Origin of the sequence: Salinimicrobium gaetbulicola (assembly GCF_042676025.1) — a bacterium.
GTDB classification, from domain to species: Bacteria; Bacteroidota; Bacteroidia; order Flavobacteriales; family Flavobacteriaceae; genus Salinimicrobium; species Salinimicrobium gaetbulicola.
Map to the genome: position 1 here is coordinate 104,517 of NZ_JBHTJP010000032.1, position 25,765 is coordinate 130,281.

The 25,765-nt window shown below is 41.1% G+C and carries 15 protein-coding genes; 7 read left to right on the forward strand and 8 right to left on the reverse strand.

The window, feature by feature from the left end:
• The first annotated feature begins 91 nt into the window (after positions 1-91).
• Positions 92-2,074: a monovalent cation:proton antiporter-2 (CPA2) family protein gene (locus ACFQ1G_RS02030; RefSeq protein ID WP_380736588.1), complete on the forward strand. Its 1,983-nt coding sequence runs from the start codon at positions 92-94 to the stop codon at positions 2,072-2,074.
• Positions 2,075-2,127: 53 nt separating this feature from the next.
• On the opposite strand, the gene ACFQ1G_RS02035 is transcribed toward ACFQ1G_RS02030, so the two are convergent.
• Positions 2,128-4,152 carry a S9 family peptidase gene (locus ACFQ1G_RS02035; protein WP_380736589.1) on the reverse strand — a complete coding sequence of 675 codons (2,025 nt, stop codon included), beginning with the start codon at positions 4,150-4,152 and terminating at the stop codon, positions 2,128-2,130.
• 113 nt (positions 4,153-4,265) lie between these two features.
• Positions 4,266-6,455 carry a multicopper oxidase domain-containing protein gene (locus ACFQ1G_RS02040; RefSeq protein WP_380736590.1) on the reverse strand — a complete coding sequence of 730 codons (2,190 nt, stop codon included), beginning with the start codon at positions 6,453-6,455 and terminating at the stop codon, positions 4,266-4,268.
• 279 nt (positions 6,456-6,734) lie between these two features.
• Here ACFQ1G_RS02040 and ACFQ1G_RS02045 point away from each other — a divergent pair, with 279 nt between their 5' ends.
• The 6 genes from ACFQ1G_RS02045 to ftsH all read left to right on the forward strand — a co-directional run bounded on the left by ACFQ1G_RS02045 (position 6,735) and on the right by ftsH (position 15,191).
• Entirely contained in the window at positions 6,735-8,420 is a 1,686-nt protein-coding gene (locus tag ACFQ1G_RS02045) for a formate--tetrahydrofolate ligase (RefSeq protein ID WP_380736591.1), read from the forward strand.
• Positions 8,421-9,168: 748 nt separating this feature from the next.
• The gene (locus ACFQ1G_RS02050) at positions 9,169-10,620 is read left to right on the forward strand and encodes a RimK family protein (RefSeq protein WP_380736593.1); all 1,452 of its coding nucleotides are present in this window, start codon (positions 9,169-9,171) and stop codon (positions 10,618-10,620) included.
• Position 10,621: 1 nt separating this feature from the next.
• Positions 10,622-11,842 carry a carboxylate-amine ligase gene (locus tag ACFQ1G_RS02055; protein ID WP_380736595.1) on the forward strand — a complete coding sequence of 407 codons (1,221 nt, stop codon included), beginning with the start codon at positions 10,622-10,624 and terminating at the stop codon, positions 11,840-11,842.
• Positions 11,839-12,519 (forward strand): N-formylglutamate amidohydrolase, encoded by a 681-nt coding sequence (locus tag ACFQ1G_RS02060; RefSeq protein ID WP_380736597.1) that lies wholly within the window; start codon positions 11,839-11,841, stop codon positions 12,517-12,519. The genes ACFQ1G_RS02055 and ACFQ1G_RS02060 overlap by 4 nt, the downstream gene beginning before the upstream one ends.
• A gap of 203 nt (positions 12,520-12,722) precedes the next feature.
• Positions 12,723-13,166 (forward strand): YbhB/YbcL family Raf kinase inhibitor-like protein, encoded by a 444-nt coding sequence (locus ACFQ1G_RS02065; protein ID WP_380736599.1) that lies wholly within the window; start codon positions 12,723-12,725, stop codon positions 13,164-13,166.
• A gap of 117 nt (positions 13,167-13,283) precedes the next feature.
• Positions 13,284-15,191, forward strand: a complete 1,908-nt coding sequence (ftsH, locus tag ACFQ1G_RS02070; protein WP_380736600.1) for an ATP-dependent zinc metalloprotease FtsH — start codon at positions 13,284-13,286, stop codon at positions 15,189-15,191.
• Positions 15,192-15,261: 70 nt separating this feature from the next.
• Here the strand turns inward: ftsH and ACFQ1G_RS02075 are convergent, their stop codons facing one another.
• From ACFQ1G_RS02075 to ACFQ1G_RS02100, 6 genes are all read right to left on the reverse strand, one after another.
• Entirely contained in the window at positions 15,262-15,675 is a 414-nt protein-coding gene (locus ACFQ1G_RS02075; RefSeq protein ID WP_380736601.1) for an OsmC family protein, read from the reverse strand.
• A 27-nt stretch (positions 15,676-15,702) separates the two neighbouring features.
• The gene (locus ACFQ1G_RS02080; protein ID WP_380736602.1) at positions 15,703-16,767 is read right to left on the reverse strand and encodes an NAD(P)-dependent alcohol dehydrogenase; all 1,065 of its coding nucleotides are present in this window, start codon (positions 16,765-16,767) and stop codon (positions 15,703-15,705) included.
• A gap of 6 nt (positions 16,768-16,773) precedes the next feature.
• The gene (locus ACFQ1G_RS02085; RefSeq protein ID WP_380736603.1) at positions 16,774-17,829 is read right to left on the reverse strand and encodes an LLM class flavin-dependent oxidoreductase; all 1,056 of its coding nucleotides are present in this window, start codon (positions 17,827-17,829) and stop codon (positions 16,774-16,776) included.
• 47 nt (positions 17,830-17,876) lie between these two features.
• Complete coding sequence (gene glgB, locus ACFQ1G_RS02090; RefSeq protein ID WP_380738436.1) at positions 17,877-19,784, reverse strand: 1,4-alpha-glucan branching protein GlgB; 1,908 nt, start codon at positions 19,782-19,784, stop codon at positions 17,877-17,879.
• Positions 19,785-20,433: 649 nt separating this feature from the next.
• Positions 20,434-23,745: a maltose alpha-D-glucosyltransferase gene (treS, locus tag ACFQ1G_RS02095; protein WP_380736604.1), complete on the reverse strand. Its 3,312-nt coding sequence runs from the start codon at positions 23,743-23,745 to the stop codon at positions 20,434-20,436.
• Between the two features lie 15 nt (positions 23,746-23,760).
• Positions 23,761-25,734: an alpha-1,4-glucan--maltose-1-phosphate maltosyltransferase gene (locus tag ACFQ1G_RS02100; RefSeq protein ID WP_380736605.1), complete on the reverse strand. Its 1,974-nt coding sequence runs from the start codon at positions 25,732-25,734 to the stop codon at positions 23,761-23,763.
• Between the last annotated feature and the right edge of the window lie 31 nt (positions 25,735-25,765).

The window sequence follows — 25,765 nt, forward strand, 5'->3', positions numbered from 1 at the left end:
CATTTCGTGAGATTGTTGTTGATTATCAGTCAATAGCATCGGTCGTTTAACGGAAAAACTATATTTTTATAAAGTTTTCCAACAGGTCGATATGGATTTTCCTTTATTACATGACATTGTAATTCTCCTCGGATTTTCTGTGGTTGTAGTCTTTATTCTCCAACGTTTCCGCCTTCCTTCAATATTGGGGTTTTTGATCACCGGACTAATTATCGGTCCATACGGTTTCACACTTATTGAAAGTCAGGAGCAAATAGAGATCTTGTCAGAGATCGGGGTGATCCTTCTTCTATTTGTAATTGGTATGGAATTGACCGTAAAACAGCTTTCTTCCATTAAAAGAACCGTGTTTTATGGTGGTTTTCTTCAGGTAGGATTAACTACGGCTATTACACTTGGTATTTTCCTGGGCTTGGGTTTTTCCTGGACACAGTCGGTTTTTATAGGTTTCCTTCTATCCCTATCCAGTACTGCAATTGTCCTTAAGATCCTTCAGGATAGAAATGAGATCTCTTCTCCTCACGGAAGAACTGCACTTGGGTTGTTGATCTTCCAGGACATCATCGTGGTGCCCATGATGTTATTTACGCCCTTACTTGCAGGGAGCTCAACAAATCTTCTGAATGAGATCCTCATCCTGGTTATAAAGTCGGGGCTCATAGTATTGTTAACTTACCTGGGAGCAAGATATATTGTGCCTCGTGCAATGTATTTGATCGCGAAGACCAAAAGCAAAGAGCTCTTTTTACTGTCGACGATCACGCTCTGTTTCGCAGTGGCTTTCCTCACAGCATCTGCGGGTTTATCCCTTGCACTGGGGGCTTTTCTTGCCGGTTTGATTATTTCTGAATCTGAATACAGCTACCAGGCAACCAGTACCATACTACCTTTCCGGGAGCTCTTCATCAGTTTTTTCTTCATCTCAATAGGGATGCTTCTTAACCTTGATTTCTTGATGGAGAATATTGCTATTGTGATGGGGCTGGTGCTAGCAGTGTTTGCTGTAAAAGGTACTATCATCGCCGTGGTTACCGCCTTGCTAAAATATCCACTTCGAACTGTGATTCTTACAGGACTTGCCCTTTTTCAGGTTGGGGAATTCAGTTTTATACTTTCTCGAATTGGAATTGAATACGGGTTATTGACTCCTGAAATGAATCAATATTTCCTCTCAGTCTCTGTAGTTAGTATGTTGCTGACACCTTTTGTGATCATCTTTTCTGAAAGAATATCGTCACTGGTGTTGAATTCAGCTTTGAATAAACCCTGGCAAATGATCATTAAAAATCCGAAGCTGGAAGACCGGTCAACTTTAAAAGACCTTGAAAATCACGTTTTGATCATTGGTTATGGAATTAATGGAAGGAACCTCGCAAAGGCAGCGCGCTATGCTAAGATCCCCTATGTGATCCTGGAACTGAATGCCCAGATCGTGCGTAAGGAAAGAACAAAAGGAGAACCTATTTATTATGGTGACGCTGTTCATGAACATATTTTAGAGAGGTTACGCATTAAAAAGGCCAGGGTAGTAGTAGTTGCCATTTCAGACCCAAGTGCTACCAAGATCATTGTGTCTAATGTCAGGCATCTGTCTCCGTCGGTATATCTTCTGGTTAGAACACGTTATGTAAAAGAAATTGAAAGCCTTCTGGCGCTGGGCGCAGATGAGGTTATTCCTGAAGAGTTTGAAACTTCTGTAGAGATGTTTTCCCGGGTTCTTACAAACTACCTGGTACCCGTAGATGAGTTGGAAAACCTCGTAGATACCATTAGGTCAGATAATTATGACATGTTCCAGTCCAAGAATCGATTACCCCGTACATTAACCTCACCCAAGATCCCCAATTTTAAAATAAGTTGCGTTCGGGTGATAGCTGATCAAGGGGAAGTTACCGGAAAAACCATCAACGAAATAGATGTTCGCCGTAAATTTGGAGTAAATGTCCTGGCAATTTCCCGAAAAGATGAGATGATCAATTCCATCACTCCCGAACAAAAAATCCTGAAGAACGACCTGGTATTCATCAGTGGAGACCAGGAACATATAGATAATTTCTACAAGGCCGTAAATTAAAAGATCCGGTCGTTTTAAACCAACCGGATCCTAAAATTACATTTTTAAGCCCTTTACTTATATTTTTCAAACCAGGCCAAAATATGGGCAACTTTGGTAATAAGATTACTGGGCCTGGCCGCGATGCCATGTGAAGCTTCCGGGATCTCTACCAAAACCGTTTCTTTTTTTCTAAGTTTCAACGCATGGTAGAGTTGTTTGGCTTCACTTGGCGGTGTTCGCAGATCATCCATTCCAACCATAACCATAGTTGGGGTCTCGATATTTTCAACCAGGGATAAGGGTGAAAATTTCCAGTAACCTTCAACATTTTCCCATGGCTGTCCCGGGTATCGGGAGTCTGCATAATCAAAATAATTATCTGCCACCAGGGTTTTACTTATCCAGTTCACGACCGGTTTAATAACTGCCGAAGCTTTAAATCTATTGGTCTTACCAACTATCCAGGCAGTCATAATTCCTCCGGCGCTTCCGCCTGTAACAAAAAGCTGCTCAGGATCAGCTTCTCCCATGGCAATTAATTCATCTACTCCGTCCATGACATCATTATAGTCCTCTCCGGGATAGTTGTTAAAAAGCAAATTTCCGAACTCTTCTCCATAACTGGTACTGCCTCGTGGATTCGGGTAAAAAACTATATATCCATCAGCGGCGAATAGTTGGATCTCTGCTGAAAAATGAGGTCCGTAGTTTAAAATCGGACCACCATGATTTTCCACCAGTAATGGGTATTTTTTCACCGGATCGTAATCGGGAGGATATACTGCCCAACCCTGGATCTTTCGGCCATCTACTGACGATTCATACCAGATCTCTTCAGTTTTTCCAAGTTCCCTGTAAGCCAAAAGATCTTCATTAATCGAGGTCAATATCTTCAGGTCGTTATTTCCTTTACCAACAATGGCAAGATCTGCAGGGCGATCAGGCTGGGAATAGGTAAAAGCTATCGTACCCTTTGTTGATACGCTGAAACTTCCACTGGCATATGGTCTTCCCAGGCTGGTACCACCTACATTATCGGTAAGATCCTTTACATTTCCATTGAGATCAATATGGCCGACCTTGGTCTTTCCGAGGTCATTATACAAGAAGTACAGACCTTTACTTTTGCTGTCCCAGACAATATTATCAATACTTCTGTCAAGATCCTCAGAAATAACTTTTTTGTTTGAACCGTCGGGATCCATGACTTGTAATTTCTGAACCTGGTAGGTTTGAACCTTGTCTTCGTAACCTAAAAAAGCCACGTGCTTCCCATTTGGAGAGACCATAGGGGAGGTATCAGGACCTTTTCGGTCTGTAAGTTGTTCTATTTTTAAAGTTTTAAGATCAACAGCATATACTTCACTATTTCTGAATTCATATTCCCAGTCGGCATTTCTGTTAGATGAAAAATAGATCTTTTGTCCTGCAGGATCCCATGAAAGGCTACCGCTGTGGTCAAAATTCCCTGAAGTCAACTGTCTTGGGGTTCCTCCTTCAGCAGGAATGGTGAAGATGTGATTGAAACCCGGAGAAAGATATCCTGATCCGTCTGCTTCATGCTTCAGCCTATCAGTAATTCGCGGAGCTTCAGCCCATTTTGCGTCTTTCGGCTTAGAAGGCATTTTCGCGATCACAGGAGCTTCCGCATTAACCTTTAAGGTAAAAGCAATAGTATTTCCATCTGGTGACCAGCTAAGCGAGGACGGACTATTTTCAAGCTGAGTTAATCTTGCTATAGAACCTGTTTCCAGCCAATAAAGGTAAATTTCACTACCCTCATCAGTACTGCTCACAAATGCTAATCGATCACCTGAAGGTGACCAGCTTGGAGAACTTTCATTGGCTTCGCGTGCAGTTAATTTGTGGTGGTTAGTACCCTTGGTATCTATGATCCACAAACTTCTCTTTGACCTGTCTTTCATAATGTCAAACCCTGTGCGTTCGTATACCACTTTATTTCCTTCAGGAGAAATTTGAGGATTGCCTGCGTATTCAAGTTCGAAAACATCAAGGGATTGGAAATTTTGTTTTTCCTGAGCTGAAGCTGAAAGAAAAATAAAGAAGCAAAAGAGGGCTAAAAGATATTTTTTCATAGGTGTGATAAATTGGATCCTAAAGATAACATTTTGGAAAAAACCAGCTTTTTTGAAAAAAGAACTGTCCGGGAAAGTACCCGGACAGCATCTAGTGTTGTTATTTCAAGCAGTTATTGAGCAATAATAATTTGTTCAAAAGAACGGCCATCGCTGGTATATAATTTACAGATGTACATACCTGTAGGAAGTCCCTGCCGGTCAAATGTCACTTCATATCTTTCATTTGCGGTGACGGCACCTGCAAAAGGTCTGGCAACGACACGTCCCATATAATCGCTTATTTCCATTTTGACTTCAAGATTTTTCTTTAAAATGAAACTGATCTTTGTTGATTGTTGCAATGGGTTTGGAGCTACTTTTAACCCTTCTGAAGCTTCCAGTATTATTCCAGAATCATGTAAAGCTGATTCTACAGTAGCAACCAGAGCCTGGGTTTCTTCTGGAAGATCACCTACATAGAATGGCCTCATCATATCATGATCCTCATGAGACAGAATATGGCAATGCCATACATATTCACCCTCTTTATCAAAGAATGCTTTTACCCTTGCTACTTCGCCGGGATAAACTATAAAGGTATCTTTTCGACCGGCATTCTCGGCTGCCGGTGGTTTTGGCTGACCAAGCAGCTGTACAGAATAGTTAGATTCTCCGTTGGAATTAATATTTGGAAAATCATTATCATCATCAGAATCTTCTTTTCCGAAGTAAGATTTCTTTATATTGAATTTTTGTGTGTTCACCACTTGAAAATGGACTAGGTGCAGATGGATGGGATGAGCATCTGGAGTGGTATTAAAAATTTCCCAGGTTTCGGTCGCTCCATATTCAGGATTTTCTGTTATATCATCCAGGAATCCAAGAGCTCCTTTTTCTGCGGTTCCAAGTGAAGGCAGAAGTCGGCCGTATTCATCTTCTTCTTCAAATAAAACCAGTTGACGGGTTTCAGAGGAATTTCCGGAAACGGTTGGCGAATCATTCCGAAGAGAAATAGGAATGATACTGGTGTCATCTTCTGCTAAGGGAATGATCACATTAAATGCCATTACCTGTCCGCTGGTTCGGGGATCTACTGTTTCCCCAAAAGGAAATGGAGATCGGGCCCTGTTTTTAAGAATAAGACTTTGACCCCATAGTTCGGGTGCTGAAAAATCTATGATCACATCAATTCGTTCACCCGGGCCTATCAGGATCCTGTCTTTCATCAAAGGAGCCTCTAACAATCCACCGTCAGAACCTATTTGGTAGAAGGTAACATTTTGATTTGGGTTTGTACCGGGAAGAAAAAGATCGTAGAACCTGGAATCTGATCCATTTAGCAATCTCAATCTGTATTTCCTGGGCTGTACGTCAAGTTTGGGCCAGGCTTTTCCGTTAACCAGAATAAAATCCCCGAACATTTCCGGAAGAATGGAATTGTATATTACTCCATCTGTAATCTCAGAGTGATAACTTTCATCAGGCTCATCAGAAACTGTAAAAGTTTCTGTGGGATATACCAGTTGTCCGTTGGTATCAAAGACCCGGTCTTGAATCACCAAAGGCACCTCAAATTTACCCTTTGGAAGGTTAAGGCTTTCTTCGTGATCATCTCTTAGAAGATAAAATCCTGCAAGCCCGGCGTACACATTCAGGCGGGTGATCCCAATCACATGGTCATGGTACCACAATGTAGCGGCTTCCTGAGAATTATCGTATTCATAAACTTCTCCGAAGTAATTAGAACCTGTGGACTCAGAACCGGGAGTATACCATGATTCAGGATGCCCATCGCTATCGGCATCTGTATGGCCTCCATGAAGATGGGTCACGGTTGGGATTCCGTTAAATTCCACCATAGCACCTTCTTCCAGACCATTAGCCATTCTATAATCGGTAGCCGCCCAATGAATACTTTTATCAATAGCAAAAAGGTGCTCCTTGGGAAGGTCATTCACCCATTCCACCTGTATGGTGTGATTCTTATAGGCTTCAATAGTAGGACCTGGATACGAGATACTATTTTCATTATGACCATATCCCCATACCATTGTTTCATTTAGAGGATTTCCAAAAGGGTCAACAAGTCCAAGATCCTGGGTAACCGGCTTGATATAAACCTTATAATAATTTCCACCCTCAGTAATGGGCTGCAATACTTCAGGGAAAGGGAGTTCATTCACAAATTTGGGATGTGTAACGGGATCTAATTCATCAAAATCCATTTCACCATTCTGAGAATGTTGAGCTGGAAGTGAGAATGCAAGAACAAAATTAAAAATAAGAAGTAAGATGCCACCCTTGAGTAAAGACTGTTTCATAATAAGGAAAATTAAGAATTGAACATACGGGAGGCGAAGGAGTAGGGAAGATTAATGTAGTTACTAATGGGATTTATTCAAATGATTAAAATCATTTTCAGGAAATTGTAATATGCATTTTTAGGAAATAAGAACTTGATATTTTAAATATTTCCGATCCACAGGTATTTTTTGGGATTACTGATAGTCATCATAATTTATCCTCCGAATATTCTGTTAATTTGAATCGAATTTTGAAAGTTAAACACGAAAACGATTTCGTGGAAAAAGAAAGGACTCATGAAAAATACAAAACCATTAACCGATCTTGAAATTGCCCACCAGGTAGAGCTTAAACATATCACGACCATTGCCAACAAGCTGGGACTGGATTCGGAGGAAATTGAGATGTATGGTAAGTACAAAGCAAAATTGCCACTGGACAAGATTGACAAGGAGAAAGTTAAGAAAGGAAATCTAATCTTAGTTTCAGCCATCTCCCCAACACCTGCCGGGGAAGGAAAGACCACAGTATCAATCGGCCTTTCTGAAGCCTTGAACCAATTAGGTAAACAAACTACGGTTGTATTAAGAGAACCATCCCTGGGCCCGGTCTTCGGAATAAAAGGGGGAGCGACAGGTGGCGGTTTTTCACAGGTGCTTCCAATGGAAGACATTAACCTGCATTTTACAGGTGATTTTTCCGCAATTGAAAAAGCGCATAACCTGCTGGCTGCCTTGATCGACAATAATCTTCAGAGTAAGACCAATAATTTAGGAATTGATGCCCGTACTGTTTCCCTGAAGAGGGTGATGGATGTTAATGACAGGGCACTTAGGAATATTGTGATTGGTATGGGAGGAACCGGTTCGGGTATTCCTCGTGAAAGTGGATTTGATATCACAGCCGCCTCTGAGATCATGGCAATTCTTTGTCTTGCCGAGGATCTTGATGATCTTAAAAAGCGCCTCGGAAATATTTTTGTCGGTTACACATTTGATAAAAAGCCTGTTTTTGCACGTGATCTGAATGCTCAAGGTGCGATGACTGCTCTCTTAAAAGATGCCATCAAACCGAATCTGGTTCAAACTATTGAAGGTAATCCGGCAATTATTCACCTGGGACCATTCGCCAATATAGCACAGGGAACCAACTCGGTGATCGCAACCAGGATGGGAATGAGCCTTTCTGATTATACGGTGACTGAAGCCGGATTCGGGTCTGATCTTGGAGCTGAAAAATTCTTCGATATAAAATGTCAGAGTGCAGGGCTTTCCCCTAAGGCTATTGTTTTGACAACTACTATTCGAGCCTTGAAATACCATGGAGGTGCAGCTCTTGACACATTGACAACACCGAATGTAGAGGCCCTTAAGAACGGTCTTCCGAACCTAGTGAAGCATCTTGAAAATTCAAGACTTTATAATGTTACTCCGGTAATCGCGATCAATAAATTCATAACCGATAGTGAAGAAGAGATACAGGTGATTAGAGATCTTGCAGAGAGAATGCAGGTGAGAGTTGCCCTGGCCGATGGTTGGGCTAAAGGTGGAGAAGGAGCATTGGAGCTTGCCGAAAAAGTGATCGAAATTGTAGAGCAGAGTACAGAAGAGTTCTGCCCGTTGTATGACTGGAATATGGATGTGGTTTCAAAAATAGAAACTATTGCTACCAGTATTTACGGCGCTGACAGGGTAGAATTTTCATCAAAAGCAAGAAAAGATCTAAAGACAATTTCAAACCTTGGACTGGATAAATTACCTGTATGTATTGCCAAGACTCAGAAATCCTTATCTGATGATCCTACATTACTGGGTCGTCCAACAGGTTTTACTCTTACGGTAAGAGAGATCGAGATCGCGGCAGGCGCAGGTTTCTTAATTCCTATTACGGGAGATATGATGCGTATGCCGGGGCTTCCAGCGCATCCTGCTTCAGAAAAGATCGATATAGATAAAAAAGGAAATATTTCGGGGCTAATTTAAGAGCAAGAATTATATCCTTTCATAAGAGCGGAATTCCATGAGGATTTCGCTCTTTTTATATAAAAAAATAAGCAGGAACTATTAAAGATCCTGCTTATTTGAGAAGTTAAACCCTTACGTAACTGTATAGGAGATTTTTTAAGTCCCGGCAAGCTAAACTGGTGTTCTCTTTCTCTCAAATTCAGATGACTTAAAACTAATTTTTGCCCCCCAGTAAAAATTAGTAGATCATCTAGTTTCAAAAATTTACAATTTTGAATCTTTTCTTAAGATTCTCATGCAATAACATATTCAAAAGTAAAATTAATTTAGATATATCAGATCAATAAGGTGTTGATTAACAGAAATTTGTGATTATTTAGGTTTTTTTATCAAAATTGCGTGAAAAATTTTTCCTCCTCGTTTAGTTGAAATTGTTAAAATTTTCCAGTCATTATTGTGTATGATTTTAAAATTTTTGTAGTGTTGGTCCTACCAAATTCTATTCTCCCAATTGAGATATTTTTATTGAGTTTACTGATGATACTGATAAAAAGTATAATAGTTTTCTTCTTTATTGGAACGTTTGAAAATACACCTATTACATACAGGAATTAACATAATGTCCGCTATATAAAGTCTGATTTTCAAATCCTTATTAGAAAATTTATTCTGCTTGAAACTTAAAATATATTTTACTTCTTACCCGTTTATTTTCAAAAAAGGGATTGTTTTTTCTTCTACATTTGAATCATATTTTAAATGTTGAATGAATAAATACCTTGTTGTAAATAAACCCGAAAACTGGAACATTCCGTTGGAAAATGTGGAAATCGTCTCAGCTCGGGAATACCTCACAGATCCTCGGTTCTCCAAGATCAAAAATGCCCGAATCTTCAATCTGTGTAAAGACTATTCGTATCAGTCCAAAGGTTATTATGTGTCTTTACTGGCAGAGGCCCGGGGACATATGGCCATCCCTACAGTGAAGAACCTCGTAGATCTCAGGGAGCCCAAACTCGTGAAGATCGTTTCTGATGAATTTGATGATCTCATCCAAAAAAGCCTGAAGTCTATAAAATCTTCGGAATTTACTTTGAGCATCTACTTCGGACAAAACGTGGCTCAAAAATACAAAGAGCTTAGTGCCATGTTCCACAGACACTTCCAAATTCCATTTTTGAGGGTGAAATTTCAGTTTACCAATAAGTGGAATATAAGATCTATAAAAGCCCTTTCAGAAGCCGAAATTCCGCAGGAACACAAGGAATTCATGCAAAGTTCTGCGGTACAGTATTTCGCAAAAAAAAGGTATGATACTCCAAAAAGTGAGAATTATGAATATGATCTTGCGATCTTAGTTCAACCTAATGACCCTGCACCGCCCAGCAATGCAAAGGCCCTCAGGAAGTTTTCTGATATTGCTGAAAAACTTGGGTTTTATGTGGAGTTTGTTTCGCCAAACGATCTATCCAGGTTATCGGCTTTCGATGCCTTGTTAATTCGACAAAGCACTGAGGTGAATAATGATGCATATGCTTTCGCCAGAAAAGCACAGCAGGAAGATATCGCGATTGTGGATTATCCCGACGCCATCTTAAAATGCTGTAATAAGGTCTTTATGGCAGAAGCACTTGAAAATGCAGGAATTCCAACGCCTAAAACGATGATCGTTCATAAGGACAACCGTAACAACGTTATTGAAAAGACGGGCTTGCCTTTAGTACTGAAATCTCCTGATTCTACTTTTTCTTTCGGTGTGAAAAAAGCGAAGACCGAAGAAGAATATGAGGAGCTGGTTTCAGCCATGCTTAAAAAATCGGAATTGGTGATTGCCCAGGAATATACACCTTCAGATTATGACTGGAGGATAGGGATCCTTGATGAAAAGCCATTATATGCCTGTCGCTATTACATGGCGAAGGGACACTGGCAGATCTATAACTGGAATGCGAAAAAGAAAGACGATCAGGATGGGAATGCAGATTCTATGGCAATTGAAGATGTTCCTAAGAAAATTTTAGAGGTAGCATTAAAATCTGCCAAACTAATGGGGAAAGGCCTTTACGGGATCGATGTGAAAGAAGTCAACGGGAAACCCCTTGTAATTGAGATCAACGACAACCCTAACATTGATCACGGAGTGGAAGATGAATTTTACGGCGACAGGATCTATACAGAAATTTTAATGGCCCTCAAAAACCGCCTTGAAAAAAAGTAACATGAGCTATCATCTATTTGAAGTATTTGGAATTGAACTGGAGTATATGCTCGTGCGTTCAGGCAGCCTTAAGATCAACCCTATTGTTGACAAACTGCTCACTAAAAAACATGGAACCCTTACCTCAGACGTTGAGAACGGGGCTATAGAATGGAGTAATGAGCTGGTCGCCCATGTGGTTGAGATGAAAACAAACGGTCCAACTCCCGATCTTGATTCATTGGGAGATTTGTTCGCAAAGAATGTAAGGGAAATGAATGCTCTTTTGCAGGAATTTGGAACCGAACTTTTACCATCCGCTTCACATCCTTTAATGAAACCGGATGAAGAAATGAAATTATGGCAACACCATTACAGTAAAATATATGCGCTTTATAACCGCATTTTTGACTGCAGAGGCCATGGTTGGAGCAATGTTCAAAGTATGCACATCAATCTTCCGTTCTATGACGATGCGGAGTTTGAGAAACTGCATGCGGCGGTTCGGTTACTACTGCCAATAATTCCTGGATTGAGTGCCAGTTCTCCGATATTCGAAGGTAAATATACCGGATTTAAAGATGCCCGAATGCAGGTATATAAGACCAACCAGAAGGAAATTCCTCAAATGACAGGAAGAGTGGTTCCTGAACAGGTCTTTACCCGGACTGACTATTTCGATCACATTTTTGCGCCGATAAATCAGGCTATCAAGCCTTACGATACAGAAAACATACTTGATCACCATTTTCTCAATTCCCGTGGCGCTATTGCGAGATTTGACCGTAACGCGATCGAGATCAGGGTGATCGATATTCAGGAATGTCCAAAGGCCGATATTGCTATAGCTGTTCTGATCATTGAAGTTTTAAAGCTCCTTGTAGGAGAGGAGTTGATAGCCCTGGAAGATCAAAAGAATTGGCATGAAAATGAGCTTTTTGAGATCCTTGACAGGGTTATAAAAGACGCAGAAGAGACTTTAGTTCAAAATGAGAGATATTTGAATGTTTTTGATCTCATGGGCAATGTAACGGTGAACGAGATCTGGAAAAAACTATTTGAACGGGTTAAGGAAAAAATATCTTCTGATCATCGATCTACTCTCGAATACATCTTGCAAAACGGAAGTCTTTCTAGCCGGATTTTAAGGTCAGTGGGAGAGGAACCTTCAGAAGAAGTTATTTTGAAAACCTATCGGCAACTTGCAGATTGTCTTCAGGAAAACCGACTTTTTGAAGCATGAAACTTGTACTCACATGCGAGCATGCCGGAAATTTAATTCCCAGGGAACACCAACGCTTATTTTCGGGTGCCGCAGAAGTATTAAAATCGCACAGGGGTTATGACCCCGGAGCTTATGATCTGTATACCTTTCTTCGGAATATTGCCAATTATCATAAGGAACATCATATTTCGAGATTGCTGGTAGAAATAAACCGGTCTCTTGGAAATTCACAGGTGTTTTCGGAATTTACACGGGAACTTTCAGATAGTCAGAAAAAAGACATTTTGGAAGCCTATTATTTCCCATATAGGAAAGAGGTGGAGTCGCAAATTGACGAGATCATTTCAAATGGCTATTCTGTACTGCATCTTTCTATTCACAGTTTTACTCCAAGTTTGAACGGTGAGGAACGAAATGCTGATATCGGATTATTATACGATCCTCGAAGAAGTGAGGAGAAGTTGTTTTGTAAGAATTTAAAGGAACGCTTGCTGCAGGAGGATAAAGATCTGAAGATTAGGTATAATTATCCATATTTAGGGAAGGCAGATGGATTTACCACGTTTTTACGAAAAAGGTTTCCGAAGAATTATTTGGGAATAGAAGTTGAAGTGAATCAAAAGTTTGCGGTTAAAAACAAGTTTCCTTCACATTTAAAAATGACCTTTCTGAAAGCTATTTCTGAAATATTATAACATCGAAAAAATACCTTTTCTCTCTACTGTTGTTTTATGTCTTTTTGATGTTTATCCTTTTGAATTTCAGTGAAATAGATTAATTTAAATACCGGGTCTTATTGTTTGAATCTGACCGGCATCAAAATGTTCTGGAACTTACAGAATAGCTCTCCAATTATTAGTTTCAGCAAAGTAAATTACCTAACCATAAACCAAGTATTATGGAAGCGAAAATCAAAGTAAGTAGTACCGCGTTTTCTGGGAATAGTGAGATTCCGGAAAAATACACCTGCGATGGTGAAAATGTCAATCCGCCTCTTAGGTTCGATCATCTTCCAGAAACTACCAAGAGCCTGGCTTTGATCGTGGATGATCCTGATGCCCCTGCGGGCACTTGGGATCATTGGGTTGTCTGGAATATTGAACCAGCCAAGGAGCTTGCTGAGAACAGTATCCCGGGAGAGGAAGGAAAAAATTCGTTTAAACAAAATCATTATGGAGGACCCTGTCCGCCTTCGGGAACTCACAGATATTTTTTCAAAGTATATGCATTAGATTCCAAACTTGATCTGGATAAGGATTCAGAAAAAGAAGACCTTGAAAAAGCGATGCAGGGTAAAATTCTGTCCTCGGGAGAATTGATTGGATTGTATAGTAAAAAATAGGTCAGGAAACTCATTTTGCTGTTTTGGAGGAACAAAGCTAAGTAGCTGATAATGACTTATGTCATTTCAATTTAGCGGCTGGTAGTTTAATTTGTAGTTACTAAGTTCCAAGATATTATGGCTATAAACCGTGATCCTGAGAAAACACCTGCTTCCGAAAAACGGCCAGGATTAGGTTGGTTGTATTTTATTTTCTTCGGAGTATTCATCTTCTTTTGGCTATTCAATACCCAACCGGAATTACCCGAGATCTCATGGAACAAATTTGAAAATGAAATTTTAGAATCAGGAAATGTTACCAGATTAGATGTGATAAACAATCAAAGGGTAGAGGTGTACCTCAAAAAAGATACGGTTCAAAAAAAAGAAGATACAAAGAGCATTTTTGAAACGCAATCCACAGTAGGACCAAGTTATTTCTTCAATATAGGTTCTGTAGAGGTTTTTTATGAGCAACTTCAGAAGGCCCAGGAAAAATTTCCTGATCTGGAACAGTTGAATGTTACTTACAGTACAAGGGAAAATTGGGGTGGGCAAATTTTATCCTGGGTACTGCCATTGGGCTTGCTTATTTTATTTTGGTTATTCCTGTTAAGAAGAATGTCTTCCAGAGTTCCCGGTGGCTCTACCTTGGCGAACTTTGGTAAAACAAAAGCCCGGGTAACAGAACAGGGCCAGGAGAGCGATGTTACCTTTGAGGATGTGGCGGGCTTAGAGGAAGCTAAGGAGGAGATATACGAGTTAGTGAATTTCCTCAAGGCTCCAGATAAATATTTGTACCTGGGAGCAAAAATACCAAAAGGGATATTGCTTTTAGGGCCACCCGGAACGGGAAAAACCCTCTTGGCTAAAGCAGTTGCCGGGGAAGCCGGGGTGCCGTTCTTTTCTTTGTCCGGTTCTGAATTTATAGAAATGTTCGTGGGAGTTGGAGCCGCCAGGGTAAGAGACTTATTTCAAAAAGCAAAAGCCCGGGCGCCAAGTATAATCTTTATTGATGAAATTGACACCATAGGTAGGGCCAGGGGAGGAACTTCCATTTTTCATGAAAATGAGGAACGTGACAGCACTCTTAATCAATTATTGGCCGAATTGGACGGATTCGGAGCTAATACAGGGGTGATAGTATTGGCCGCGACCAACAGGGGAGATATACTTGATCCCGCTTTACTGCGTCCCGGTCGCTTTGACAGGCATATTCAACTTGAACTTCCAAACCTGACCGAACGTAAAGCTATTTTTAAGGTCCATATGAGGCCACTTAAGCTGGCAAATGACGTGGTGGTAGAAGACCTGGCTGCACAAACTCCTGGATTTTCAGGGGCAGATATCGCCAATATCTGTAATGAAGCGGCTCTTTTCGCTGCCCATCGGGAACAAAAATCAATAAAGAAAAAGGATTTTTTGGATGCCATAGATAGAGTGATAGGAGGAATGGAAAAAAGAAGTAAGATCATTACTCCGGAAGAGAAAAAAAGGATCGCATATCACGAAGCAGGACATGTTACTACTTCCTGGTATTTAAAACACTCCCAGCCGGTTCAGAAGGTCACTATCATTCCCAGGGGAAAATCTCTTGGAGCTTCCTGGTATCTCCCGGAAGAACATCAGATCATCACAAAATCTGAATTTACAGATGCCCTGTGTAGCATGCTTGGAGGAAGAGCGGCCGAAGATCTTTTCTTTGATGAAATTTCCTCCAATGCGGTAGACGACCTTGAAAAAGCTACCAAACATGCATATAGCATGGTTATAAATTACGGTCTTAGCGATGCTCTAAGAAACATGAGTTATTATGATTCTACTGGAAAGATGAGTCAATCCTTGAATAAACCCTATAGTGAAAAGACCGCTGAGATAATAGATGAAGAAGTGCAGGCCATTATTGACAGGGCCTTTGAACAAGCTAAAGAGATACTCACAATCCATAAGTCTCAACTGGAAATTCTAGCATCGAAATTAATAGAAAAGGAAACTCTTCTAAAAGATGAAATTAAGGAGATCTTAGGAGAGAGAAGTAGCTTATAGGGACATATAAAACAAAGGCGAAAATTTATCAGTTTTCGCCTTTGTTCATTAAATCTTAAAGGAATACGATTTAGTTATTCAGGGTTGTTTCCACTGAGATATCTGCCTTCAATAATTTAGATATCGGACAATTTTCTTTGGCTTTTGTCACCAGTTCATCGAATAATTCCCTGCCAATTCCCGGAACTTTTGCAGTTAAAGTAAGGTGAGAAGACTTCACGGTACCATCTTCAAGGGTAACCTCAGCTTTGGTTTCAAGTTCTGCAGGATTATAGTCCTTTTCTGTTAAGTAGGCCGATAATTGCATTGTGAAACAACCAGAATGGGCAGCCCCGATCAATTCTTCAGGATTGGTACCTTTCTCATCTTCAAATCTCATTCTAAAATTATAGGGGGTTTGATCAAGAACCCCGCTTTGAGTTGAAAGGTGTCCTTTTCCTTCTTTTAAAGTTCCGCGCCAAACGGCAGTAGCTTTTCTTTTCATTTTATTGGTTTTGGTTAGATTATAAATTTATTGAATTTTCCCGTTTTTTAATGATTTCATATCAATAACGAAACGATATCTTACATCTGAATTCAGAGTGCGTTCATAGGCTTCATTGATCTGATCGATGTTGATCATTTCAACATCTGAAACGATCCCGTGTTTTGCACAGTAATCCAGCATTTCCTGGGTCTCCTTAATTCCGCCTACAAGAGACCCTACCAGGCTTCTTCTTTTCATGATCAATTGACCAGCCTGTACTTCAGAAGGTTCAGGCGGAACCCCTAATAATACCATTACGCCATTTACTTTTAGTAAGTTCAGGTACATATTGTAATCATGTTGGGCAGAGACGGTATTGATAATAAGGTCAAAGGAACCTGCCATTCGTTCCAGATTTTCTTGATTGGTAGTAAGTTCAAAATTGTGAGCTCCCAGTTTTTCGGCATCTTTTGCCTTTTCCGGAGAGCGGCTAAGCATTGAAACTTCTGCGCCCATAGAAGCCGCCAGTTTTACTGCCATATGTCCAAGGCCACCAAGTCCTACCACGGCTACTTTATCTCCTTTTTTGACATTCCAGTAGCGCAACGGGGAATAAGTAGTAATTCCTGCACATAATAAAGGAGCAACCGCATTTAACGGTAATCTATCTGAAATTGATAGGACAAAATCTTCCTTGACTACAATATGCGTGGAATAACCTCCATAGGTTGTTACCTCCTTTTCAACTCTTGAAGGGGAATTATAGGTGGCCGTAAACCCGTTTAAACAATATTGTTCCTGATCCTCTTCACAACTCTTACAGTGCCCGCATGAATCCACAAAACATCCAACCCCTACGGTATCTCCTTCTTTAAAGTTTTTCACTTTTTCACCAACCCGGGTAACTTTTCCTACGATCTCATGTCCCGGAACGCACGGATAGGTGGTACCTCCCCATTCATTTCGGGCGGTGTGAATATCTGAATGGCAAATCCCACAAAACAATATCTCGATCTCAACATCTTCAGGACCCGGCTCTCGGCGGTCGATCGTAAATGGTTCGAGGTCTTTTTCAGCAGCATGCGCCGCATAAGCTTTTACATTTTTCATATATTTTTATTTATTAAGTGGGGGAGGTTGTGAATCAAAAAATGGATCCTTAACAGGTTTTTTAAGTTCTGAGAGCAGTTCATAAGACCTTAAGCGTTTTTCATGATCATAGATATGTGATACGACCATGATCTCATCCACTCCGGTTTCTGAAATAAAATCAATTAATTTTTCTTCAATGCTCTCTTGTGAACCCACAAAGCTGTATTGCATCATTTGGGAAATTGCAGCTGCTTCTTCGGGATTCCAAATACCTGACATGTTTTCTACAGGTGGAGGCATAGGGTTTCGCTGATTCCGAATGATTCCCAAAGCAAATTGCTTTTGGCTACTTGCAAGGAATTCGGCTTCTTCATCAGTATCGGCCGCAATTACATTCACACAGGCTATGCTATAAGGTTTTTGTCCTCCTACATTTTTAAATTTATCTCGGTAAAGCTGAAGTGCCTCATGCAGATGGGCAGGTGCAAAATGGCTCGCAAATGCATATTTTAATCCTAACATGGCGGCTAACTGAGCACTGAAAGTACTTGATCCCAAAAGATAGATAGGAATTTCGAGTCCTTCTCCCGGAATAGCCCTTACGGGAGCATTTTTATTTTCTTTTGAAAAATACCGTTGGAGTTCCTGAATTTCACGTGGAAAATCTTTTACCGTCTCAATGTGCCCTCTTCGCAACGCCCCGGCGGTGTGATGATCGGTTCCCGGAGCCCTTCCCAGCCCCAGATCAATTCTTCCGGGAAAGAGAGTTTCCAGTGTTCCAAATTGTTCAGCGACTGTAAGCGGAGAATGGTTAGGCAACATAATTCCTCCCGACCCCACTTTTATTGAACTGGTATTGGCGGCGACATTTCCTATAAGTACTGCCGTGGCAGAACTGGCTAGACTCCCTGTGTTATGATGCTCTGAAATCCAAAAACGGGAAAAGTCAAGATCTTCGCAGTGTTGAGCTAATTCAATTGTATTTTTAAAAGAATTACCAATAGTATTTCCCTCAACAACCGGTACAAGATCGAGCACTGAAAATTTGCTGTCCTGGAGGATGGTTTTTCTATCATTCATGAATTCCTAAATTACGTTTTTTGGCCGGCAATTTTCTCAATAATCTGTTATAATCTTTTTAAAAAAATAACAGCCATTGGCGGAAGTGTAAGTAATAAGGAATGGTCTCTGTGGTGACCCGGAATATTTTGAGATTCTATAAGATCAGAGTTTTTGACATTACTGCCACCAAATTCTTCACTGTCGCTATTAAATATCTCTTTCCATTGCCCTTCTTCGGAAACACCTATCCTGTAATTTTCCCTGGGAACAGGAGTGAAATTACAGACTACCATCAAATTTTCTTTAGGGTCTTTACCTTTCCGAAGAAAACTGATAATACTGTTTTCGTCATCGTTAAAATCTACCCATTCAAAACCTTCATTGGAGAATGATTTTTCATAAAGTGCGGGTTCAGACTTGTATAGGCGGTTCAATTCCTTTAAAGCTGCCTGCACCTTTTTGTGTAAAGGTTCATTGGTTAAATGCCACTCCAGACTGGAATCATGGTTCCATTCTGAAGGTTGTCCAAATTCAGATCCCATAAATAGAAGCTTGGTTCCAGGGTGCGCGTACATATAGGCATAAAGTGTCCTTAAATTAGCAAATTTGTTCCATTCGTCTCCGGGCATTTTATTTAGAATAGAGCCTTTCCCATATACAACTTCGTCATGGGATAATGGCAGCATGAAGTTTTCTGAAAATGCGTAATTAGAACTGAAAGTGATAGTATTTTGATGATGACGCCGGTGAATAGGATCTTTACTGAAGTATTCCAGGGTGTCATGCATCCAGCCCATCATCCATTTCATTCCGAAACCAAGCCCACCGACATAGGTGGGTTTAGAAACCATTGGCCACGCGGTTGATTCTTCGGCGATGGTCACCACATCGGGAAATTCCTTATAAACTGTTTCATTAAATTCCTTCAAAAAACTGATAGCTTCCAGGTTTTCCCTACCCCCGAACTCATTTGGCTCCCATTCTCCTTCGTTTCTGGAATAATCCAGATAAAGCATGGATGCCACGGCATCTACCCGCAAACCATCGGCATGGAACATATCCAGCCAGAAAAGGGCGTTACTGATCAAGAATGCGCGCACCTCATTTCTTCCGTAATTGAAAATATAGCTTTGCCAGTCAGGGTGAAAACCTTTTTTTGGATCAGCATGTTCATAAAGATAAGTGCCGTCAAAATAGTGAATCCCATGAAGGTCTGAAGGGAAATGGGAGGGAACCCAGTCCAGGATTACCCCGATCCCAGCCTGGTGAAGCTTGTCAATGAGGTACATGAAATCCTGAGGCGTCCCGAATCTGCTGGAAGGAGCGAAATATCCTGTGATCTGGTATCCCCAGGATCCGAAGAAGGGATGTTCCATAACCGGCATGAATTCCACGTGAGTAAATCCCATTTCCTTCAAATAGGCGGGGAGATCCTCTGCCAGTTCCCTGTAGGATAATGATCTAAAGCCGTCATCGGGAACCCGTTTCCAGGAACCAAGGTGTATTTCATAAACCGAATATGGCTGAGCCTCTTTTGCTTTCTTTTTTCGATCCTCCATCCAGATGGTGTCGTTCCAGGTATTTTCAAGATCCCAGACCATGGAAGCCGTATCAGGCGGAGTTTCCCATGAAAATGCGAACGGATCCCCTTTTTCGGCTTCGTAATCACTATTTGAGCGAATAAAATATTTATATAAACTTCCTTTTTTCGCTTCAGGTATAAAAACTTCCCAGATCCCTGAATGGTCCCACCTGGATTTCATCTTATGCGTTTCGCGGTTCCAGTTGTTGAAATCACCAACCACAGAAACCATTTGGGCATTCGGAGCCCATACGGAAAAGTATACGCCCTTGGTACCCATGTATTCCATTAGGTGAGAACCGAATTTCTTATAAAGATGAAAGTGCTTTCCTTCTTTAAAAAGATGAACGTCAAAATCTGTTATTAAAGTTGCTTCAACAGGCTTATCTATTGACCCGGGTTGTTCTTCTTTTGAAGTAATAGCTTCCCTGCCTGCAGCCCTTAACCTTTCTGCCGCTTCTTCAATATCGTGCTGTGCGGGGATTATTTTACTCAGTAGCTCTTTAGTTTTTTCGGGAGCCCCGGAAAGACTCTCGGTCAATTTGTCAATAGCCTCTTTAAGATCATCGGTTTCGGGCACCATTTCCTTAACCATATCTTCGATATTCTTTTTGGTGTCCTCTCCAGCGGGTAGTTCACTTTTCAGCTTATTTGCCAGAAATTCGGCATTTTGTTTCAGGTCCTCGGTCACCGAAGTATTGGGTAATTTCATTTTTTCCTCGGCACTAATTGACGGGTCTTGTTTTTGGCGGGACATCTTACGAGGAACTTTTCTATCGCCATTTTGTTTTTTCTCGACTTCTTCGGTAGCTGATTCAGCCTTATCTCCGGTCATTTTTTTATCGGTGGTTTTAGCATCAATTTCCTTAGAAGGATTTAAACCAGGTTTAGACGCGGCTTTTTTTTCACCCACGCCTTTAGGTCCTTTAACGGCTCCCGATTTTGGCGGGGCTTCTTTTTTAGAATTTGAAACACGCCCTTTTATTGGAGACGTTGCCTTCTTTTTATTTCCTTTATCTGTATCGTTATTTTCTTTCTTCTTAGCCATGATTGTATCTGCTTACGATTGATTTAATTCCTCTAAGGGGGATCATTACCCAGTCAGGGCGGTTATTGAGTTCATAATTCAGTTCATAGATCGCCTTTTCGAGTAAAAAGGTTTCCATTAAGATCTCTATGTCGGCCTCATCCTCCGGAATAAAATTGTTTTCACCTACGTGGTCATAGTATCCTTTAAGGAACATTCGGGTGATCAGGTAATACCAGGTTTCAGCCCAATTGTCCAGTCCTCCCTCTTTTGTTTGTTGTTGAAATTCTGAATCTAAAAGAATGCTGTAGGCGGCATAATGAAAGGATCTAACCATTCCCGCTACATCCCTTAACGGGGACCTTTTTAAGCGTCTTTCACTGAATGATCTTGCGGGTTCTCCCTCAAAGTCGATGATCACGAAATCTTTTCCGGTCCATAAGACCTGTCCCAGGTGATAATCACCATGTGTTCTTATCTTCATAATAGGGATCTTATGGTCAAATACCCTTTTGAAGCACTTCAGTACATCAGTCTTCATTTCGAGGACTTCTTTGGCTTCGGGTTGGACATCTTCAGGAAGGTTTCGCATGTTCTTCTGAAGGTTCTGGAAAGCATTCCTCGTTAGTGACTGAAGGGAAGAAAATAAAGACCGCTGATAATGCAACGAAAACGGTTCGTGCTCGAAGTCTTTTTCTTCTGGGTGTTCTGCCAGGGCTTTGTGCATTTCAGCTGTTCGTTGTCCTAGCAAATAGATCCTTTCCGGAAATATCATTTCCAACAGGTCCTGCATATTTTCCGAAAGGTCTTCAAAGTTTATGGGAGTTAGATCACTGCCAATATCTTCAAATTCGTGTTCCTTGTTTCTGGTAAGTACTCTTTCAAAAAAGCGTTTTAAAGCATCTTTTGTGTAATCCCATGCATCCCCCTGATTAGGAATGAGATCTTGCATCATACCCAAAACAATTATATTTTTCTTCTCAGCCTCATATTCAATAGCACCTACAAAACGGGGTGAATTCTTGTATTCAGTTTTTTCAGTGAGATAACGGGTGATCTCCAGGTCAGGATTAATGGTATCATCCAGTTTCCGATAGAGTTTAAGAAAATATTTGTTTTCAAAAATTAGTGACGTATTGCTTTGTTCGGCATTCAGAATTTTGGAATGAATGATCTTGGGTTCGCCCTCCAGTTCATTTTCACCGTGATAAAAAACCAGGTTGCCCTTACCACTTTTAAGACGTCTACCTTTTCTAATATTTCTGAAAAGTACATTCCTGAAACTTTCGCTATACACCGCATCAAACAAGTAACCGTCTTTACCTTCGACTTCCAGTTTGGCAATGATACCTTTATTGGGGACTTCCCGGTATTCTTCCTCTTTTTTCTGGGAAATGAAACCTAATGGAAGCTGGTATATTTCCGGAAGGCCATCATTGTAGTTTATCTCAAAGGTAATAAGCATTGCCGGAAGATTCTTCACCGGTATCTTTACTTTGTTGACGATCGAAATATTCTGGATCACCCTGGATTTTCCGCCAAACCATCGGCATGTTTTTAAATAACCGGGCAGAACATAATTTTCCAGTCGGTCTTTGGTCTTATTCATAAATAATTGTTCCCATTCGGATACCTGTAATACCGGAGTTTCCGTTTTTTCTACATAGCCTTCTTCCTTCCGAAGCTGGAACCAATAGTATCCATGTGGTGCCATGGTGAACAGGTAAGGATGGTCGGTGATCTGCGGGAATTTGTTGTGACTAAAGACTTCAACCGGTACATATCCCTCATATGGCTCAAGATCCAATTCTGCTGCCTGCGGAAACCTGGAAAGGTTGCCCAGCACCAGGATATCTTCGTCTTCATAAGTTCGGGTATATGCTATGATCTTGGCGTTACTTGGAGAAAGGAAAATAATATCCCCACGGCCGAAGGCTTTGAATTTTTTACGCATACTAATGATACGTTTCATCCACCAGAGCAGGGAAGAGGAGTTCATTTGCTCAGTCTCCACATTGACCGACTCATATTTGTAAGACGGGTCTATGATCACCGGCAGATAAAGCTTATGCGGATTTGCTGTAGAAAAACCCGCATTGCGATCGGCTGTCCATTGCATAGGAGTGCGGACTCCGTCGCGGTCACCCAGATAAAAATTGTCTCCCATCCCGATCTCGTCTCCGTAATAGATCACCGGGGTGCCGGGAAGTGAAAATAAGAGGATGTTCAATAATTCGATCTTATTGCGATTGTTCTCCAGCAGAGGTGCCAGCCTATGTCTAATTCCCACATTGATCTTCGCTTGAGGATCTTTGGTGTACACTTTATACATATAATCCCTTTCCTCATCGGTCACCATTTCCAGGGTTAACTCGTCATGGTTCCGTAGAAAAATGGCCCATTGACATGAATCAGGTATTTCAGGTGTCTGGTCAATAATATCCATGATAGGATACCTATCTTCCATTTTTACCGACATGAACATGCGGGGCATTATAGGAAAGTGGTAGTTCATATGGCACTCATCACCATCCCCGAAATATGCCGCGGAATCTTCCGGCCACATATTAGCTTCTGCCAGCAGTAATTTATTGTCATAGTATTTATCTACGTGCGCCCTTAATTTCTTTAGAAACTCATGCGTTTCCGGAAGGTTTTCACAATTGGTGCCTTCACGTTCGAAAAGGTAGGGCACAGCATCTAACCTGAAACCGTCAACACCCATATCACACCAAAAATCCAGAACGTCAAATACCTCTTTTTGAACCTGGGGATTATCAAAGTTCAGATCGGGTTGATGGGAAAAGAATCGGTGCCAGAAATACTGTTTTGCCACCGGATCCCAAGTCCAGTTCGAAGGTTCGGTATCTGTAAAAATGATCCGGGTATCTTTGTATTTATTAGGGTCATCACTCCAAACGTAGTAATTGCGTTCGTCAGATCCCGGGGGTGCGTTTCTGGCTCTCTGAAACCATGGATGCTGGTCTGAAGTGTGATTGATAACCAATTCAGTAATGATTTTTAGTCCACGTTTATGAGCCTCTTTAATAAGTTTTTTAAAGATTTCCAGATCTCCGTAAGATGGATTGATGGTGTAATAATCTGCAATATCGTAACCGTCGTCCCTTAAAGGGGAAGGGTAGAAAGGCAGGAGCCAGATTGCAGTTACGCCGAGATCCTCCAGGTAATCGAGTTTCTGAAGCAGGCCTTCAAAATCGCCCACGCCATCCCCGTCACTGTCAAAAAAGGCTTTTACGTGTAGTTCATATATTATTGCGTCTTTATACCAGTGTTCCTGATCTTCTGAATATGTTGGTTTGACCATGGTGGATTAATTTTCTCAATGTTTTTTGGTTTCCAGTTTTAATATGTGCGCCGGGATATTCTGCGGATGCAATTCCACATAATTCCATTCATTTTTCCAGTTATATGATGCTCCGGTCAATAGATCGGTAACTTCATACAATGCGGGATTTCCAATTTTAAGGAGGTCAATCGGAACCTTTACCCAGCCTGCCTGGCTGTGATCAGGATCCAGGCTTACTACAATGATCAGCTTGTTGGTCTCTTCCTGATCCACTTTAGAGTAGCATATGATATTATCATTGTCTGTATCACAGAATTCAATATTCCAGGTGGTTTGTAAAGCGGAATTCTCATTCCGTACCCGGTTGAGGATACTAATGGCTTCTTTGATCCTGGTGTTGCGATGCCAGTCCCAATGATAGATCTGGTATTTTTCTGAATGCGTATACTCTTCCTTCCCGGGATATGCTTCGTTGAGCCCGAATTCGAAAACAGGACCGTAGATCCCGTAATTAGAAGAAAGGGTTCCGGCCAGGATCAGGCGTATCAAAAATGAAGGCTCGTGCTTATTTTCCAGGGAAATGGGAAGTATATCGGGGGTGTTGGGCCAAAAGTTAGGTCGGTAATACTCTCTGACTTCAGTTTTGGTAAGCTGGGTAAGGTATTCAATGAATTCCTCTTTTGTATTCCTCCAGGTGAAATAGGTATAAGATTGGTTAAATCCGATCTTTGCCAGTTCCTCCATAACCCTGGGCCTTGTAAAGGCTTCCGCAAGGAAAATGATCCCGTCATACTTCGCATTGATCTCTTTGATCATCCATTCCCAGAAGAGAAAGGTCTTGGTATGCGGATTATCTACCCTGAAGATTTTGACCCCTTTATCGATCCAGAACTCCACGATACTTTTTAATTCATCCCAGAGATTTTCCCAATCCTCAGTTTCAAAATTCACCGGTAGGACATCCTGATATTTTTTCGGAGGATTTTCAGCGTATTGTACTGTCCCATCTGGTCGCCACTTGAACCACTGCGGATGTTCTTTTACATATGGATGATCTGGTGAACATTGTATTGCAAAATCCAGAGCGATCTCAATGTTGTGACTTTTGGCTTTCTCAACGAGGTTCTTGAAATCGTCCATAGTTCCCAATTCAGGGTGAATGGCCTTATGCCCGCCTTCTTTACCACCAATGGCCCACGGAGAACCTGGATCTCCTTCTTCAGCTTCGGTAGCATTGTTCACACCCTTTCTATGGCTCATGCCAATGGGATGGATAGGAGGTAAATACACTACGTCAAATCCCATTTTTGCGACCTCAGGTAATACGTTCTCACAATCCTTGAAAGTTCCGTGTCGGCCTTTTTCAGGAGAAGCTGATCGTGGAAAGAATTCATACCAGGCACTGAAGAGAGTTCTTTTTCGCTCCACCCGTACTTCCAGGATCCTGTCATAATAAAATGCTTTATTAGGATCCCGACATTCATACATGACTTGCGACGCCGTATCACTCAGAGCATCTGAAATCGCCAGGCTCTCCTGTTCATCTTCCCTGAGTAGTTCGATCCAGTTTTCAAGTTTCTTTTTATTTTCTTCCGAAGCTCGTGTAAGTGCATCTTCCATGAATTCGGCCCCTATGAGTAATTCGGTTCGAAGATTTTGATTGGCAGCTGCCTTTTTTTGTAAACCTTCTTGCCAGGTCGCATAATGATCTACCCATGCTTCGATAGTGTATTCGTAGGTGCCGGTATTTTCGAATTGTATAGTTGAGGTCCAGTGATCATTTCCCTCAAAATCCATATGTTTTTCCTGCCAATCGTTTACGCTCTTGCGGCCTTTCTTTTTTTCCCTGAAAAGCAAGATGGCATCTACCTTGTCATGACCGTCACCAAAAATGTCGGCATGGATCTTTATTTCTTCATTGATTATTCTTTTTATAGGATATCTTCCGCAATCTATCTGAGGTAAAACATTTCTAATACTAACTCTCTTATGACCTTCTAGCTTCATGTAACTTTTTTTAATAAATCTAACTGCTAAT

What these genes read in the sequence shown, in the direction of transcription:
- ACFQ1G_RS02030 (WP_380736588.1), top strand. Translation starts at nt 92, where the DNA reads ATGGATTTTCCTTTATTACATGACATTGTAATTCTCCTCGGATTTTCT.
- ACFQ1G_RS02035 (WP_380736589.1), bottom strand. Translation starts at nt 4,152, where the DNA reads ATGAAAAAATATCTTTTAGCCCTCTTTTGCTTCTTTATTTTTCTTTCA.
- ACFQ1G_RS02040 (WP_380736590.1), bottom strand. Translation starts at nt 6,455, where the DNA reads ATGAAACAGTCTTTACTCAAGGGTGGCATCTTACTTCTTATTTTTAAT.
- ACFQ1G_RS02045 (WP_380736591.1), top strand. Translation starts at nt 6,735, where the DNA reads ATGAAAAATACAAAACCATTAACCGATCTTGAAATTGCCCACCAGGTA.
- ACFQ1G_RS02050 (WP_380736593.1), top strand. Translation starts at nt 9,169, where the DNA reads ATGAATAAATACCTTGTTGTAAATAAACCCGAAAACTGGAACATTCCG.
- ACFQ1G_RS02055 (WP_380736595.1), top strand. Translation starts at nt 10,622, where the DNA reads ATGAGCTATCATCTATTTGAAGTATTTGGAATTGAACTGGAGTATATG.
- ACFQ1G_RS02060 (WP_380736597.1), top strand. Translation starts at nt 11,839, where the DNA reads ATGAAACTTGTACTCACATGCGAGCATGCCGGAAATTTAATTCCCAGG.
- ACFQ1G_RS02065 (WP_380736599.1), top strand. Translation starts at nt 12,723, where the DNA reads ATGGAAGCGAAAATCAAAGTAAGTAGTACCGCGTTTTCTGGGAATAGT.
- ftsH (WP_380736600.1), top strand. Translation starts at nt 13,284, where the DNA reads ATGGCTATAAACCGTGATCCTGAGAAAACACCTGCTTCCGAAAAACGG.
- ACFQ1G_RS02075 (WP_380736601.1), bottom strand. Translation starts at nt 15,675, where the DNA reads ATGAAAAGAAAAGCTACTGCCGTTTGGCGCGGAACTTTAAAAGAAGGA.
- ACFQ1G_RS02080 (WP_380736602.1), bottom strand. Translation starts at nt 16,767, where the DNA reads ATGAAAAATGTAAAAGCTTATGCGGCGCATGCTGCTGAAAAAGACCTC.
- ACFQ1G_RS02085 (WP_380736603.1), bottom strand. Translation starts at nt 17,829, where the DNA reads ATGAATGATAGAAAAACCATCCTCCAGGACAGCAAATTTTCAGTGCTC.
- treS (WP_380736604.1), bottom strand. Translation starts at nt 23,745, where the DNA reads ATGGTCAAACCAACATATTCAGAAGATCAGGAACACTGGTATAAAGAC.
- ACFQ1G_RS02100 (WP_380736605.1), bottom strand. Translation starts at nt 25,734, where the DNA reads ATGAAGCTAGAAGGTCATAAGAGAGTTAGTATTAGAAATGTTTTACCT.